This window comes from Paractinoplanes lichenicola, from assembly GCF_016785085.1.
Lineage (GTDB): Bacteria > Actinomycetota > Actinomycetes > Mycobacteriales > Micromonosporaceae > Actinoplanes > Actinoplanes lichenicola.
This window is the reverse complement of sequence record NZ_JAENHO010000004.1, coordinates 556,626-571,061: the sequence shown is the minus strand read 5'-3', so window position 1 is coordinate 571,061 and position 14,436 is coordinate 556,626. Positions and strand designations below refer to the sequence as shown.

The following is a 14,436-nucleotide window of genomic DNA, read 5'->3' as shown; positions in this document are numbered from 1 at the left end:
AGGATGGACTCCGAGTCTGGGGGGAACGGGGAGAGCGCTCTCACGCTAGAGGGTTTTGATGGAGGTGAATACACGGTGTTCGGGAAGCAACCGGCGGTAGAAGGGCAAAAATAGGGTGCAACCTTGATCGGCGGTGCCGCGTGTAGTCCCCATGACCACCACCGCGGAGGGTCCTCCGAGGGGAGCTTCTACGACGATGCCGGCCGCCGATCCCCCCGCGGACTTCGACGCGGTGTACGCCGCGCAGTACGCCGATCTGACCGTGCAGTTGTACGCGTACTTCGGTGACCGGCAGGAGGCCCAGGACGTCGTCCAGGAGGCGTTCTGCCGAGCGCTGCGCCGCTGGTCGAAGGTGTCGCGCTACGACGACCCGGTGGCCTGGGTGCGCCGGGTCGCGTGGAACCTGGCGGTCAGCCGCTGGCGCCGCTCCCGTACGGCGTTGTCGTTCCTGCGCCGCCAGCGCCCGCAGGAACCGCAGGTCGCCGGGCCCGACACGGTCCGCATCGAGCTCGTCGAGGCCCTGGCCACGCTGCCCGCGGCCCAGCGCCGCGCGGTGGTCCTGCACTACCTCGGCGACCTGAGCGTCAACGAGATCGCCGAGCGCGAGAACGTCGCCGTCGGCACCGTCAAGTCGTGGCTGCACCGCGGTCGTACGGCTCTCGCCAGCCAGCTGCAGCCGGAGGCCCGTCGTGTCTGACCCGCTGACCCCGCTCTTCAACGACCTGCGGGCCAAGACGCTGCCCCAGGTGCAGGCGCCCGGCACCGAGGCGGCCCGGCGCACGGTGCACCGGCGGGCCACCGTACGGGCGTCGGTCGTGGCCGCCGTCGTCATCGTGGGCGGCGGGGCCTTCATCGTCGACCAGCGCAACGACTACCAGAACACCATCGTGCCGGCGTCCTCGGTCAGCCCGTCCGCTTCGGGCGTGGCCTGGACCGGCCGGGCCGACAAGGTCGAGGTGGCCGCCGCCCTGGTGCCCGGGGCCAGCCATGCCGACGTGATGGACGCGTTCGACCAGGACGTCGGGATCGAGGCCACCGAGGGCAGATACCGGCTGCGGGTGGGCTGCTCGGGGCCGACCGCGCTGCCGTTCACGATCCTGCTCAACGGCGCGGTCGACCAGCAGAGCAGCGTCGACTGCACCGACCCGGGCGAGGCCCGCGAATACGAGCTGACGATGCCCCGCGCCGGATCCGTGCGCATCCTGTTCAGCAGCGTGGGCCAGTTCGACGCGTACGCGCTGAAACTGACGAAGATATGAGCCGTCCCCGCCTGGCCGCGATCGACGGCCTTCGCCTGATCGCCGCCCTGGCCGTGCTGGCGTTCCACTACACCGTCGCGTGGCGCATCGACGGCGTCCGGCTGCCCGAGCATTTCCTGCCGAGCACCGTGCACGTCACCATCTACGGTCTCCTCGGCGTCGAGCTGTTCTTCCTGATCAGCGGGTTCGTCATCTGCATGAGCAGCTGGGGCCGCACGCTCGGGCAGTTCTTCGCCTCGCGGGTCAGCCGGCTGTTCCCGGCCTACTGGGCGGCGGTGATCCTGACCGGCGTCGTAGCCATGATCTTCCCGCTCACCGGCGGTGTCACCGACGGCGGCCGGCCCAGCGTGCTCGACCTCGCGATCAACCTGACGATGCTGCAACAGCCGCTCGGGCACGACCCGGTCGACGGCGTCTACTGGACCCTGTTCGTCGAGCTCAAGTTTTATCTGATCATGGCGATCGTGCTGGCCCGCGGCGGGCTGACCTACCGTCGGGCCGTGCTGCTGTGTGCCGTGTGGATGACCGCGGCCGTGTTCGCGCCCTCACTGGGCAGCCCGGCCCTGAACGCACTGGTGATCAGCGACTACGCGCCGTATTTCATCGGCGGCATCGCGCTCTACCTGATCCACCGGTTCGGCCCGGCCCCGCTGCTGTTCGGCATCACCGGGCTGGCCTGGCTGGTCTGCCTGGCCCGGGTGAACGACCGGATGCACGACCTCGGCCCCAAGGTTCCGCCCTGGCCCGGCTTCGTCATCATCACCCTCTCGTACGCGGTGCTGCTGCTGGTCGCGCTGGGTTACACCGACCGCATCCAGTGGCGCTGGCTCACCGTCGCCGGCGCGCTCACCTACCCGCTCTATCTGCTGCACTCGCGGATCGGGCACACCGTCATCCGGGCCGCGTACGAGCGGCTCACGGCGCCGGTCTGGGTCATGATCACGGTGACGACCCTGCTCATGCTGGGCCTGGCCTGGCTGGTCCACCGCTGGGTCGAGCGTCCGCTGGGCCGCCGCCTGCGCGACCTCGTGCTGACCCCACCGGCTGACAGATCAAAGACAGCCCCTCCCGTACGCACCCCGAGCGTCCCAGCTCAAGCCGCGTTCGCCGACGATCAGCCGGAACGGGTCGTCACAAAGCCGATTTTGGTCCGGCTCAATCGTCCGTAGCGTCGCGCCTGGTCTGTGTCTCCGTCCGACATGGAAGAGGGCTGATGAGCGACACGAGCAGGCGGATAGCCGAGGTGCTGGACAACCGCAGGCGGCTGCTGCCCGCGGTCGACGACGAGATCCTGCGGTGGGAGCAGACCCAGCAGCTCCTCGTCCGGCTGGGTCAGGCGATCGACGCCGTCGGCGCGGCGCAGGACGAGAGCCTGGCCGCGCTGGGGCTGAACACCGTCGACGTGCCCGCGCTGCGGCAGCGGGTCAGCGAGGTGCTGGCCGCGCTGGCCGCCGTCCGGGCCCGGGTCGGCCGGCACACGATGAACATCGGGGTCAGCGGTCGCGCCCGCAACGGCAAGAGCACGCTGCTGCAGTCGCTGACCGGGCTCGGCGACGACCAGATCCCGGCCGGGGCCGGCGTGCCGGTGACCGCCGTGCGCAGCCGCATCTTCCACTCCGCCGAGCGCCGCGAGGCCGTGCTGACGATGCACACCGAGGCCTCGTTCTGCGCCGAGGTGCTGGCCGGCTATCACGAGGAGCTGCGGCTCGGCCCGCCGCCCGAGACGATCGCCGCGTTCGTCGCGCACGACTACCCGGCCCACAAGGAAGACCTCGACCTGCCGGCCGCCGAGCAGACCCGGCTCGGGCCGATGCTGGTGCGGCTGCGCGAGATGCAGAACTCGACGGAGACGTACCGGCAGTTCCTCAACGGTCAGACCCGGGTCATCGAGTTCGCTGACCTGCGGGCCTGGGTGGCCTACCCGGGCATCGACGACCCCCGCCCCGACCGCCGCTACCTGGCCGTGCGCGACGCCCGCATCACCACGCGGTTCCCCACCGCGACGGTCGAGGACCTGGGCCTGATCGACCTGCCCGGCCTGGGCGAGAGCATGCCCAACGCCGAGCGCCACCACATCGCCGGGCTCGAGAACGACGTCGACTTCGTGCTCAACGTCAAGCGCCCGGACGGCGTGAACGCCTACTGGGACAGCCACGACGCCGCCGGGCTGGGCCTGATCTGCCAGGCCGCCGGGGCCGCCCCGGTCCGCGACTTCGCCGCCATCCTGGTCAACAGCGGCGGCCTGCCCCAGGAAAACGTGGACGCGCTGCTCTCGGCGATCCGCGACGGTGTCAACGAGAACGCCCGCGAGGCCGCCTTCCCGGTCATCGTGGCCGACGTCAAGAGCCCCGAGACCGTGCAGGCCGACGTGCTCGGGCCGGTGCTGGCCCACCTGGCCACCGCGCTGCCCCGGATGGACACCGCGGTCATCGAGCACGCCCTCACGCTCGGCACGGCCACCCGCGAGCACCTGGGCGCGGTGGCCGCCGACCTGCTGGCCACGCTGCGCTCGGTGCTCACCCCGACCACGGTCGACCTGCTGCTGGCCCGGGCCAAGGGGCTGCAGCAGCAGATGGCCGGCACGGTGCAGGAATGGATCGCCGGCCTGGAGGAGAAGGCCGCCGACTCCTACGAGGACAAGGAGTTCTACGACCGGGCCCAGCAACTGCGCGACGACGTACGGGACTGGATCGTCGACGGCTTCGGCGAGGGCGAGCCGGCCTGGCGGCAGCGGGCGGTGTCGGACATGCGGGTCGACGACTCCCCCAGCCCGTTCACCGTGCGCGAGCTCAACGCCGTACGGGTGGAGATCGCGCGACGCTTCGGCGCCATCGACGACCTGCTCGAGCGGCGCCGCGAGGAGTTCTGGGCGGGCCTGGCCGAGGCGCTCGGGGCCCGGCTGGTGCCCCCGGCCGACGGCGGCCCCCGGCAGGCGCTGGCCGATCTCGCGGTGCGGCTGCGGGAGGCCCCCGACCCGTGCCCGGTGCTGGCCGAGGCGGTCGACCACGTGCTCGACGTCCGGCTCGACTACCGCACCCGGGTGATGCCGAGGATGCGTACGGCGTTGTCGCTGCTGCGCTCCGAACGCAGCCAGCCGCCCGCGGTGCCCCACAACGACGAGGGCGCCGGGACGCTGTTCACCCACATCTCGCACCTGGCCCGCGAGGCCGCGCACGGGGCCGCGAAGACGCTGGAGCAGGAGCCGGCCATCACGGCCCAGGTGCTGCTGGCCTTCGCCGAGCAGTTCGAGGACCAGTTCATCCGCTCGGCCAAGTCGGAGGCCGAGTTCCGCCGGCTGGCCGAGGCGTTCCGCGACCAGCTGTGGCCCGACGAGCTCAGCGGCCCGGCCCTGGCCACCGCCCGGGTGCAGCACCTGCGCAGCGTCCTGCGCGACCTGACCACCGCCTTGCAACCCTCTTCTGACGACGGGACTTCGCGATGAATCCGGCTTTCAAGGCAGCGGTCCTCGGACCCACCCGGGTCGGCAAGACCACGCTGCTGACCGCCATCCTCGACGAGACCAAGCAGATGCTGGCCGGCACCGGCGTCATCATCTCGCTCGACGAGCGCACCCAGCGGCGGGTCCGCACCCACCGGCAAGAGATGCAGCAGGCGCTGCTGCAGCGCGAGTTCAACGCGTACGCCCTCGCCGGCACCCAGGACGAGGCGTATTACCACGTGTCGCTGCAGTCGGTCGCCGACGAGGACGTTCGGATCCCGTTCAGCATCCTCGACTACCCCGGCAAGTGGCTCGACCCCGACTTCCTCGACACGGTGGCCGACGGCAAACGCAAGTGGCGCGAATGCGAGGAGCACATCAAGGCCAGCGTCATGCTGCTCGTGCCGATCGACGCGTCAATCCTGATGGAGGCCGAGACGCCGCCGCAGCGGGGCGCCGTGCCCGGCCTGCTGCAGTTCGGCGACGTCGAGGAGGTCGCCCGCAAATGGGCGAGCACCCGCAACCTGGCCGAGCACCACCACGAGCCCGCCGTGCTGGTGCTGGCCCCGCTCAAGTGCGAGAAATACTTCGACGACAACGGGGGCTGGGGGCGCGACGCCGACGAGCTGCGCAAGCGGGTGGCCGAGTGGTACGGCCCGATGCTCGACATCGTGCGCGGCGAGGCGACCCAGCGCGACATCAAAATCATCTACGCCCCGATCGACACGTACGGGGTGGTCGAACTGATGGAGGCCGACTGGCCCCGGGAAAGCGACGGCCGGCTCGGTTTCCGCGCCCACTACCGGATCCGCGGCGACAAGACGACCCCGTCGGTCAAGGCGGCCGGCGCGGTGATGACGGCCCTGTGCCAATGCGTGGTCGACGGCTGGGCGGTGGCCGAGGGGCGCGTGCTGGCGGCCCGGCAGCACGACTACGCCCGGCTGGTCGCCCGCGACCGGGAACGCAAGGGCTTCTGGGGCACGATCGGGTATTACGTCAGCGGCGAGTCGGCCCGCAACGCGGCCGACCAGGGCAAGACGGCCATGGAGATCACCCAGATCGAGCAGCGGCAGCAGCAGGTCCGCAAGAGCGTCGAGGCGCTGGCCGCGACCGCGTACGACCCGCGGGTGGAGCCCTGGTCATGACGGCACCGGCCTACCTGATGACGCGGGGCCGCCCCCGCGAGAACCGCTACGACTACCAGTTCATCGGCGCGGTGCCGCCGGCCCGCTGGTGGGACGCGGTCACCAAGCACGTGCAGACCACGCAGCGCGAGATCGTGGTGGCGCGGCACGAGGGCGGGGTCGGGGTCTACGTCACCGGGGTGCCCTCGGAACGCCGCGACGCGGGCGGCACGCCGATCCGCTACACACTGGTGCTCGACGATCTGCGCGACGATCCGGTGCTGCTGCAACGGATCGCGGCGCTGGCCTGGTCGGCCGACGGCTACGAACGCCTCGGCGAACAGCTCGACAAAGAATTCGACGCCGACCGCATCGACGCCATCATCCGCGGCGACGAGCCCGCCGAGGACGTGCCGGCCCGGACGGCGGCCATGCTGGACTCGGCGCTGGAACCGGCCGCCTCCCTCGGCGACGACCCGGCCGGCTCCTGGGTCGGCGGGGTGAAGGACCGCGACGCCCGGCGGGCCTTCCTCGCGCGGGTGACCCGGCTGGCCGCCGCCGAGGCCGAGGGCTGGGCCTTCACGAGCCAGGCCTTCGGAACGCTGCGAGGCGCCCACGAGGCCGCCGCCGACCTGCGGGCACCGGTCGCCATCATGCTGCTCGACCCGGACGGCACCTCTTCGATACAAGAGATCGCACCGGGAAAAGGCCCGGCGCTCGTGAAGGAGCGCCGCTCCCGAATCCCGCTGATCGTCGGACTGAGCCTGGCGGCGGTCGCACTGATTCTCGCGATCGTCTGGATCATGCGGTCCTCCGCCTAGCCGGCCGGCCCTTCCCGATGAAGCTCGTGCTGTCCCATAAGCTCTATCAGGGCGACGTCCGATTCGAGGGAACCACGCTCGCGGGCCGGCTCGACAACTCCGACCGGTCCGGACACCTCGTGGTCAGCGCCGACGTGCGCGATTGGCACGTGACCGGCGCACCTGCCGGAATGGGCGACCTCGATCCGCAATCGTTCCGAGACGTGGCGAACTCCATCCTGAGGCGGCCGGACGAGATCATCTTGAACTTCGGAAGCTTCGACCTGACAGTCAGATTCCGTGACGGGGTCAAGACCGTGGCCTTCCGAAGCCAAACCCATGCGGAAATGACCTTCGATGCCCCTGAGCTGCTGCGCGATCTCACCGACGCCGTACGGGCAGTCTCGGACTGACGGGCGAGGTTGTTAGCCTCGGGCCGTGAGCTTTGCGAGGCGGGCGCCGCTGGTGACCAAGGTGCGGGCGGTCGCCGAGGTGGCCACCCATATGCGCGAGGTTGAGCTGGTGGGTCCCGAGCTGCGGCGTCTGCGCTGCCGGCCCGGGGCTCACCTGGTGGTGCACACGCCGCAGCGCCGGGTCTATTCGTTGTGGCGGCACGATCCGGGGGCGGCCTCGGTGACGTTGCGGATCGCCCTGCACGACGCGGGCGGACCCGGCTGCACGTGGGCCCGTGGCGTGGCCGTGGGCGACCGGGTCACCGTCGAGCCGCCCCGCAGCAAGATCACGTTGGACGAGGCGGCCCGGCATCACCTGTTCCTGGGTGACGAGACCGGCGCCGTCCCGCTGCTGGCCATGCGCGCGGCTCTGGGGCGGGAGGCCGACACGTACGGGGTCTTCGAGACCAGCACGCCCGGCAACGAGGTCCCCGATTTCGGGGCGTTCACGCCGTTCCCGTGGGTCCACCGCGGCACGGGCTCGGGCGTGGCGTCGCGGGTGCTGCTGCGCGCGGTCCAGGAGCTCGAACTGCCGCCGCGGCCCGGCACGGCCTACATCGCCGGGGAGAGCGACACCTGCCGGCTGTTGCAGCGGCACCTCGTGGAGCAGCGGGGCTGGCCGCGGAAGTCGGTGCTGCTGCAGCCGCAGTGGGCGGCGGGACGGCCGGGCTTCGGCGCGGGAGCGGAGCTGTAACAGTCACGCGCTAAACTCCCGCGGCGTGGTGTTCGGCGACCCTCCCCCGCGGCTGCAGATCTTGGGTCCGCTGCGGGTGTGGCGCGGCGGGACCGAAGTGGACGCCGGCCCCCGTCAGCAGGCCTTCCTGCTCGCCTTGCTGCTGGCCCGGGCCGGCGGCCCGACCGGCACCGGCGAGCTGATCGACCTGATCTGGGAGGACGACGCCCCGGCGAGCGCCCTCAACGTCATCCAGAAGTACGTCGGATCCCTGCGGCGGCTGCTCGAGCCCACGCTCCCGGCCCGCGCGGACGGCTCCTATCTGCGCCGGCGGGCCGGCTCCTACGTGTTCGAGGCCGACGCCGACCGGCTCGACCTGCTCACCTTCCGGCAGCTGGTCGCGGCCGCGCAGACCGACAGCCCCGCGGCGGCGCTCGACCACTACGCCGAGGCGCTGGCACTCTGGCGCGGCCCGGCCGGCGGCGGCCTGGCCACCGGCACCCGGGCGACAACCGTCTTCGCCGCGCTCGACGAGGAGTTCTACGCCGCCTGCGCCACCGCGGCCGCGCTCGCGGTGTCGCTGGACCGGCCGGAACGACTGCTGCCACCGTTGCAACTGGCCGCGTCGATGGCCCCGTTCCACGAGCCGGTGCAGAGCGGCCTGGTCGGACTGCTCGGCGCGGCCGGCCGCCAGGCCGAGGCGTTGTCGGTCTTCCGCACAGTCCGCGACCGCCTGGCCGGCGAACTCGGCATCAGCCCAGGAGCGGCACTCGAGGCGGCCCACCTCCGCGTCCTGACTCGACAGGCCCCGGTCCCGGCCGCGCCCCCTAGCGGCGCTCCAGCTACGGCGTCACCCCACCCCGACGCTCCGTCCACAGCGTCGCCCGAGCTCGGCATCCCGGCCACAGCGTCGCCTGGGCTCGGCACCCCAGCTATAGCGTCATATGGTCCTGGCATTCCGGCCACGGCTTCGCCTTATCCCGGCGCCTCAGCCACAGCGTCGCTTGGACTTAACACCCCGGCCGACGCGTCGCCTGGTCTCGGCATTCCGGCCACAGCGTCACCCCGCCCCGGCACCCTCGCCCCAACCCCGCCTGGAGCCGGCACCCTCACCCCAACCCAAACTGGACCCGGCACCCCCACCCCAACCCCGCCTGGAGCCGGCACCCCCATCCCGACTCAACCTGGAGCCGGCACCCACACCCCGACCCAACCTGGACCCGGCAATCCGGCGCCGGGCGGGCTGGTCGGGCGGGACGGCGAGTTCGCCAGGTTGTGGCGGGCGGTGCGTGGAGCGGTCGCCGGGCGTACGGCGGTCGGGGTCGTCGAGGGCGAACCCGGGGTGGGCAAGACGCGCCTGCTCGAGGCCACGGCCGCGGCCGCCGTCGAGCAGGGCGCGCTCGTCGTCTGGGGTCGCTGCCTGCCCGGCGACGGCACCCCGGCGATGTGGCCGTGGGAGCAGGCGCTGGGCGCGGTGGTCGACAGCCTGCCCGCCCCGGCCCGGGAGAAATGGCGCGCCGGCGACCTGGGCAGCCTGCTCGAACCGCGCGAGCACGACACCACCCGTCCGGCGGCCGACGGCAATGCCCAGTTCCGGCTGTTCGAGCAGGTCGTGGCCGTGCTCGGGCAGGCCGGCGGGCAGCGGCCGACGCTGCTGATCCTCGACGACCTGCAGTGGGCCGACGCCGCCTCGCTGCAGCTCTTCGGCCATCTGGCGGCCCGGCTGCCCCGGCGCACCGCCCTGCTGGCCGCCCTGCGCGACCGCGCGCCCGAGCCCACCTCGATGCTGGCCCGGACGCTGGCCGGGGCCGGTCGGCTGCCCGGGCACGTCCGGTTCCGGCTCGGCCCGCTCGACGCGGCCGGGGTGGCCGAGCTGATCCGTCACGAGCTCGGCCACGAGCCGGACGGCGACGTCGTCCACGCGGTCCACGCCCGTACGGCGGGCAACCCGTTCTTCGTCCGCGAGCTGGCGCGAATGCTCGGCGACGGTGACGCCCGGGTCCCGGCCACCGTGCGCGACATCGTCCGCGACCGCCTGGCCGGGCTCGACCTCGACGGACGCGACCTCGTGCAGGTCGCCGCGCTGATCGGCCGCGACGTCGACCTGCGGCTGCTGGCCCGGGCCGTCGGGGCCGAGCCGGCGGACTGCCTCGAACGGATCGGGCCGCTGCTGGCGCTCGGCCTGTTCGAGGGCCGGCCCGAGGACCCGTCGTCGCTGCGGTTCGCCCACGACCTGGTCCGCGAGTCGGTGGCCGGGACCGTCAGCCGGCCGGAGGTCGCCCGGCTGCACCTGCGGGTAGCGGACGCCCTGGAACACCTTCACGGCGACGACGAGGCGGTGGCCCACCACCTGTGGTCGGCGGGGCCGCTGGCCGACCCGAGCCGTACGGCGGAGGCTCTGCTGCGCGCGGCCCGGCGCGCGGCCGCCAAGCTCGCCTATCTGGCCGCCGACCGGCATCTGCGGCACGCCGCGCAGGTGACCCGGGCGGCGGGCCTGCCGGAGCTCGAGCTGTCAGTGCTGACCCTGCTCACCATCGTCGTGCGGCGGCACGCCGACTACGAGGGCACGACGTTCGAGTTGCTGGAGCGGGCGGAACACCTGGCCCGCATCCTGAACCGGCCCGCCGAGGCCGACGACTTCCTGTTCATCCGCACGATGGGCGCCTTCACCCGGATGACCGACGACCGCGGCCTGCTGGCCCGCCGCATGCACGAACGCGGCCGCGACTCGGGCGACCCGGCGGCGCGGGCCTACGCCCGGCAGGCGTGGGGCCTGCACCAGTGGGACATCGGCAACATCGGCGAGGCGTACCGGTCGCTGACCGGACCGGACATCGTCCCGACGTCCCCGTCGGAGGAGCCGCCGATGTCGACGCCGTTGCGACGCGACGGCAGCATCCCGGGTGAAGGGCCGGGCTGGCGGGCCGTGATGACCGGGCTGCACGGCGATCCGGGCGCGGCGCTGGCTTTCGTCGACACCTGGGACGACCCCACCGACCCGTACGCGTTCTCGATCTGGGTCTACTACACGACCATGATCGCGTCGATGGCCGGTGACGCCGCCGTGGCCCGCGGGGCCGGCGAGCGCTGGGTCGTGACCGACCTCGACCACCTGCGTACCCAACTCGACGTCTACATCCGGCAGAACTGGTGCTGGGCCCGGGCGATGACCGGCGACGACCCGGCCGCCGCGGCCCGGGAGGCGGAAGTGGGGCTGGCCGCCGACCTGCTCGACCCGCCGCAGTGGGGGCTGGCCTACCACTACGCGCTGATCGCCGAGATGTGGCTGGCCGCGGACGATCCCGAGCGGGCCGGCGGCGCCCTCGACCGCGCCGAACGGGCCATCCGCGTGCACGGCCAGCGCTACGCCGAGGGGCTGATCCTGCTGCTGCGCGCGCGTCTGCTGCAGGCCCGGGGCGAGCCCGTCGCCGCCGTGCGCGCTGCCGCCGAGCGGGCCCGCGACCGGTCGGCCGACCGCGGCGCTCACTTGTTCGCCCGTCGCGCTCAGAAGTTGCTGGCCACGCTGATCTGAACCAGCTCGAACGCCGTACGGGGATGGCGTTGTGCCGGGTCAGCGCCGCGCTGGGGCGCCGTCGCGTCGTAGTCGGCGCGTCACCGCGTACGCGAGCAGGATCGCCACCAGGCAGGGGGCGCCGACCGTCCAGGCGATCCGGAACATGTCGACGAACAGCATGCTGATCAGCAGGCCCGCCATCGCGACCGCCGCCGCCGCGCTGGTCCGGGCGCCACCGGGCAGCCGCACCGGCGACCGGCGCACCTGTTCGGCCGTGCGACCGCGGCGGAAGGCCACGTGCGTCACGAAGATCAGCAGCCAGGTCGTCACCACGCCGAACATGACGAGCCCGACCAGCTTCGCGAAGGCCTCGTCGGGCGACACCACCGACAGCGTCACCGCGAAGGGCACGCCGATCGCCGACGCGAGGACCGCGCGCACCGGCACGCCCCGGCGGTCGACCCGCGTCGTCCAGGCCGGCGCCTGGCCGTCGACGCCGAGCGAGTGCAGCGTACGGGTGGCCACGTAGAAGACCGTGTTCAGCGCGGACAACGCGGCCGTGAGGACCACGAAGTTCATCACCGCGGCGGCGACCGGCAGCCCGGCCCAGTCGAAGATGCGGACGAACGGGCTCGCGGTCAGGCCGCCGTCGGGGGCCGCGCCGACCACGTGCGACACCGACACCACGACCACCATGCCGAGCAGGTAGAACAGGCAGATCCGCAGCAGCGTCCAGCGGGCCGCGCGGGGCAGGTCCCGCCCGGGGTCGCTCGACTCGGCGGCGGTCAGGGCCAGCGCCTCGGTGCCGCCGAAGCTGAAACTGGCCACGATCAGCGCGACGGCCAGCCCGGCCAGCCCGTGCGGCAGGTACGACGACGCGTCGGTGAACGCCGAGAGGCCGGCCGCGGGGCGATCGGGCAGCCCGACGGTCAGGAACACGCCGCCCAGCACCAGGAACACCACGATCGCGGAGACCTTGACGGCGGCGAACCAGTATTCGACCGCGCCGAACGCCCGTACGAGGAAGAGGTTGATCACGATGAACACGCTCGCCGAGAGCAGCACCGGAACCCACAACGGCACGTGCGGCCACCAGTAGCGGATGTAGATCGCCACGGCGACGGTCTCGGTGCCCGTGCTGATCGCGACGACACCCCAGTAGAGCCAGCGCTGGGTGAACCCGGCCAGCGGCCCGAGGTGGCGGAAGGCGAACGCGCCGAACCCGTGCAGCCCGGGCTCGGCCGCCGCCATCTCGACCGCGGCGTAGGTCAGCGCGGCCGCGAGCACCGCGCCGGCGAGGTAGGCGACGAGCACGGCCGGGCCCGCCATCGACACCGCGAGGCCCGAGCCGAGGAACAGCCCGGTGCCGATCACGCCGCCGATCGTCAGCATCCCGATCTGCGCCGAGGTGAGCCCCCGGTGCAGGGCCGTGCCCGCCTTCTGCGAGGTCGTCATGCCCGTACGGTAGGAAGCCGGACTTGACGCATACGGAACGAGGCGGCCCGGTGGGCCGCCTCGTCCGGTCAGAACCTGAGGTCAGACGCGGTAGACCGAAATCGTCTGGTTGAGCTCCTCGGCCATCCGGGCCAGCTCCTGCGCGGTCGTCTGGGTCTCGGTGGCGCCGGTGGCGGTGGCGTCGGCGGCCTGGGCCACCCCGCTGATGTTGCCGGCGATGTCGTTGGCGCTGGAGGCGGCCTCGGCGACGCTGCGCGCCATCTCGTTGGTGGTGGCGGTCTGCTCCTCGACCGCGGCCGCGATGGTGGCGGCGTGGTCGTTGATCCGGGCGGTGACCTCGGTGATCTCGCCGATCGCGACGACGGCCTGCTCGGTCTCGCTCTGGATGGCGCCGATCCGGCGGGAGATGTCGTCGGTGGCCCGGGCGGTCTCCTGGGCCAGATCCTTGACCTCGGAGGCGACCACGGCGAAGCCCTTGCCCATCTCGCCGGCGCGGGCCGCCTCGATGGTGGCGTTGAGGGCGAGCAGGTTGGTCTGCTCGGCGATGGCGGTGATGGTCTTGATGACGTTGCCGATCTCGGCCGACGACTCGCCCAGCTTGGCGACGATGCTGTTGGTCCGCTCGGCGGTCGCCGCGGCCTGGGCCGAGACGGAGGCGGCCTCGGTGGCGCTGGTCGCGATCTCCCGGATCGCCACGCCCATCTCGTCGGCCCCGGCCGCCACGGTCTGCACGTTCAGCGACACCGTGCCGGCGGCGTCGGACACCGTGCCGGCCTGGGCCGAGGTCTCCTCGGCGGCCGAGGACATCTGCACCGACACGGCGGACAGCTCCTCGGAGGCCGCGGCCACATGGTGGGCGTTGTCGGCGACCTGGCGCACCATCGAGGCCACCGAGTCGGTCGAGGCGTCGAGCGACTTGGCCAGCTCGGCGACCTCGTCCTTGCCGGTCAGGCCCGTACGGGCGGTCAGGTCGCCGTCCTTGATCCGGTTCAGCACCTCGACGCAGCGGGCCAGCGGCTTGGTGATCAGCCGGGCGATGCCGACCGCGGCGGCCACCCCGAGCAGCAGCCCGGCGATGATCAGGCCGATGACGAGGTTACGGGCGCTGGCGTACGCGGCCGCGGCCTCCGACTTCTCCTTCTCGGCGGCCGTGACGGTCTCCTTGGCCAGGGTGTCCATGGCGGCCCGCGAGGTGGCGATCAGCGGATCCATCTCGTTCTTGCGGACGGCGGCGACCTGGGCGCTCTTGTTGGCCCGGCTCAGCGGCAGCAGCTTGTCGTTGAGGATCGCGACGTACTGCGCCCACGCCTTGTCGAAGTCGGCCAGCGCCGCCGTGCGGGTCGCCCCGAGGTCGTACGTCTTGTAGGTCGCCTCCGCCTTGGCCAGCGCCTCGAGGTCGTCGGTGATCGCCTTCTCGGCCTCGGCCTGGGTGGCTTTGTCGGGGGCGAAGAAGTGGTTGAGCGAGTCGATGCGGACCCGGTTGAACGCGTTGCGCACCTCGGCCATCGTGTTCAACTGCTGGGTGCCGACATAAACCTCGTTCGTGCTGTTGTTGAGGCTGGTCATCTGCGTCACCGCGAACGAGGCCACCCCCGTACCGGTGGCCGCGACCACCATGACCGCCGACAGGATCTTCGTGCTCACCCGACGGTCCTGCACCCAGCCGATCACACCTCGCCGATGCACCGGCGCCTCAACCGAACTCATCCCACGCTCCCGC

General features: G+C 72.3%; 11 protein-coding genes. 9 read left to right on the top strand and 2 right to left on the bottom strand.

Features of this window, described 5'->3' with window-relative positions; genetic code table 11:
- The first annotated feature begins 196 nt into the window (after positions 1 to 196).
- Genes JKJ07_RS16145 through JKJ07_RS16105 form a run of 9 tightly spaced genes read left to right on the top strand, consistent with a single transcriptional unit; the run spans position 197 to position 11,279 of the window.
- Positions 197 to 697, top strand: coding sequence for an RNA polymerase sigma factor (locus JKJ07_RS16145; RefSeq protein ID WP_236028999.1), 501 nt, complete (start codon positions 197 to 199; stop codon positions 695 to 697).
- Positions 690 to 1,259 (top strand): hypothetical protein, encoded by a 570-nt coding sequence (locus JKJ07_RS16140; RefSeq protein WP_202992336.1) that lies wholly within the window; start codon positions 690 to 692, stop codon positions 1,257 to 1,259. The genes JKJ07_RS16145 and JKJ07_RS16140 overlap by 8 nt, the downstream gene beginning before the upstream one ends.
- Complete coding sequence (locus JKJ07_RS16135) at positions 1,256 to 2,428, top strand: acyltransferase family protein (RefSeq protein WP_202992335.1); 1,173 nt, start codon at positions 1,256 to 1,258, stop codon at positions 2,426 to 2,428. The genes JKJ07_RS16140 and JKJ07_RS16135 overlap by 4 nt, the downstream gene beginning before the upstream one ends.
- A 44-nt stretch (positions 2,429 to 2,472) precedes the next feature.
- A complete protein-coding gene (locus JKJ07_RS16130; RefSeq protein ID WP_202992334.1) occupies positions 2,473 to 4,701 on the top strand; it encodes a hypothetical protein in 2,229 nt (742 codons plus the stop codon).
- Positions 4,698 to 5,843 (top strand): hypothetical protein, encoded by a 1,146-nt coding sequence (locus tag JKJ07_RS16125; RefSeq protein ID WP_202992333.1) that lies wholly within the window; start codon positions 4,698 to 4,700, stop codon positions 5,841 to 5,843. The genes JKJ07_RS16130 and JKJ07_RS16125 overlap by 4 nt, the downstream gene beginning before the upstream one ends.
- Positions 5,840 to 6,643 carry a hypothetical protein gene (locus JKJ07_RS16120; protein ID WP_202992332.1) on the top strand — a complete coding sequence of 268 codons (804 nt, stop codon included), beginning with the start codon at positions 5,840 to 5,842 and terminating at the stop codon, positions 6,641 to 6,643. Before JKJ07_RS16125 ends, JKJ07_RS16120 begins: the two co-directional genes overlap by 4 nt.
- 17 nt (positions 6,644 to 6,660) lie before the next feature.
- A complete protein-coding gene (locus tag JKJ07_RS16115; RefSeq protein WP_202992331.1) occupies positions 6,661 to 7,035 on the top strand; it encodes a hypothetical protein in 375 nt (124 codons plus the stop codon).
- Positions 7,036 to 7,060: 25 nt separating this feature from the next.
- Positions 7,061 to 7,768, top strand: coding sequence for a siderophore-interacting protein (locus JKJ07_RS16110; protein ID WP_202992330.1), 708 nt, complete (start codon positions 7,061 to 7,063; stop codon positions 7,766 to 7,768).
- 25 nt (positions 7,769 to 7,793) lie between these two features.
- Entirely contained in the window at positions 7,794 to 11,279 is a 3,486-nt protein-coding gene (locus tag JKJ07_RS16105; RefSeq protein ID WP_202992329.1) for an ATP-binding protein, read from the top strand.
- Between the two features lie 39 nt (positions 11,280 to 11,318).
- Here the strand turns inward: JKJ07_RS16105 and JKJ07_RS16100 are convergent, their stop codons facing one another.
- A complete protein-coding gene (locus tag JKJ07_RS16100) occupies positions 11,319 to 12,716 on the bottom strand; it encodes an amino acid permease (protein WP_202992328.1) in 1,398 nt (465 codons plus the stop codon).
- Between the two features lie 81 nt (positions 12,717 to 12,797).
- Positions 12,798 to 14,423 (bottom strand): methyl-accepting chemotaxis protein, encoded by a 1,626-nt coding sequence (locus tag JKJ07_RS16095; protein ID WP_202992327.1) that lies wholly within the window; start codon positions 14,421 to 14,423, stop codon positions 12,798 to 12,800.
- Positions 14,424 to 14,436: the final 13 nt, after the last annotated feature.

What these genes read in the sequence shown, in the direction of transcription:
- JKJ07_RS16115 (WP_202992331.1), top strand. Translation starts at nt 6,661, where the DNA reads ATGAAGCTCGTGCTGTCCCATAAGCTCTATCAGGGCGACGTCCGATTC.
- JKJ07_RS16135 (WP_202992335.1), top strand. Translation starts at nt 1,256, where the DNA reads ATGAGCCGTCCCCGCCTGGCCGCGATCGACGGCCTTCGCCTGATCGCC.
- JKJ07_RS16100 (WP_202992328.1), bottom strand. Translation starts at nt 12,716, where the DNA reads ATGACGACCTCGCAGAAGGCGGGCACGGCCCTGCACCGGGGGCTCACC.
- JKJ07_RS16125 (WP_202992333.1), top strand. Translation starts at nt 4,698, where the DNA reads ATGAATCCGGCTTTCAAGGCAGCGGTCCTCGGACCCACCCGGGTCGGC.
- JKJ07_RS16120 (WP_202992332.1), top strand. Translation starts at nt 5,840, where the DNA reads ATGACGGCACCGGCCTACCTGATGACGCGGGGCCGCCCCCGCGAGAAC.
- JKJ07_RS16130 (WP_202992334.1), top strand. Translation starts at nt 2,473, where the DNA reads ATGAGCGACACGAGCAGGCGGATAGCCGAGGTGCTGGACAACCGCAGG.
- JKJ07_RS16095 (WP_202992327.1), bottom strand. Translation starts at nt 14,423, where the DNA reads ATGAGTTCGGTTGAGGCGCCGGTGCATCGGCGAGGTGTGATCGGCTGG.
- JKJ07_RS16145 (WP_236028999.1), top strand. Translation starts at nt 197, where the DNA reads ATGCCGGCCGCCGATCCCCCCGCGGACTTCGACGCGGTGTACGCCGCG.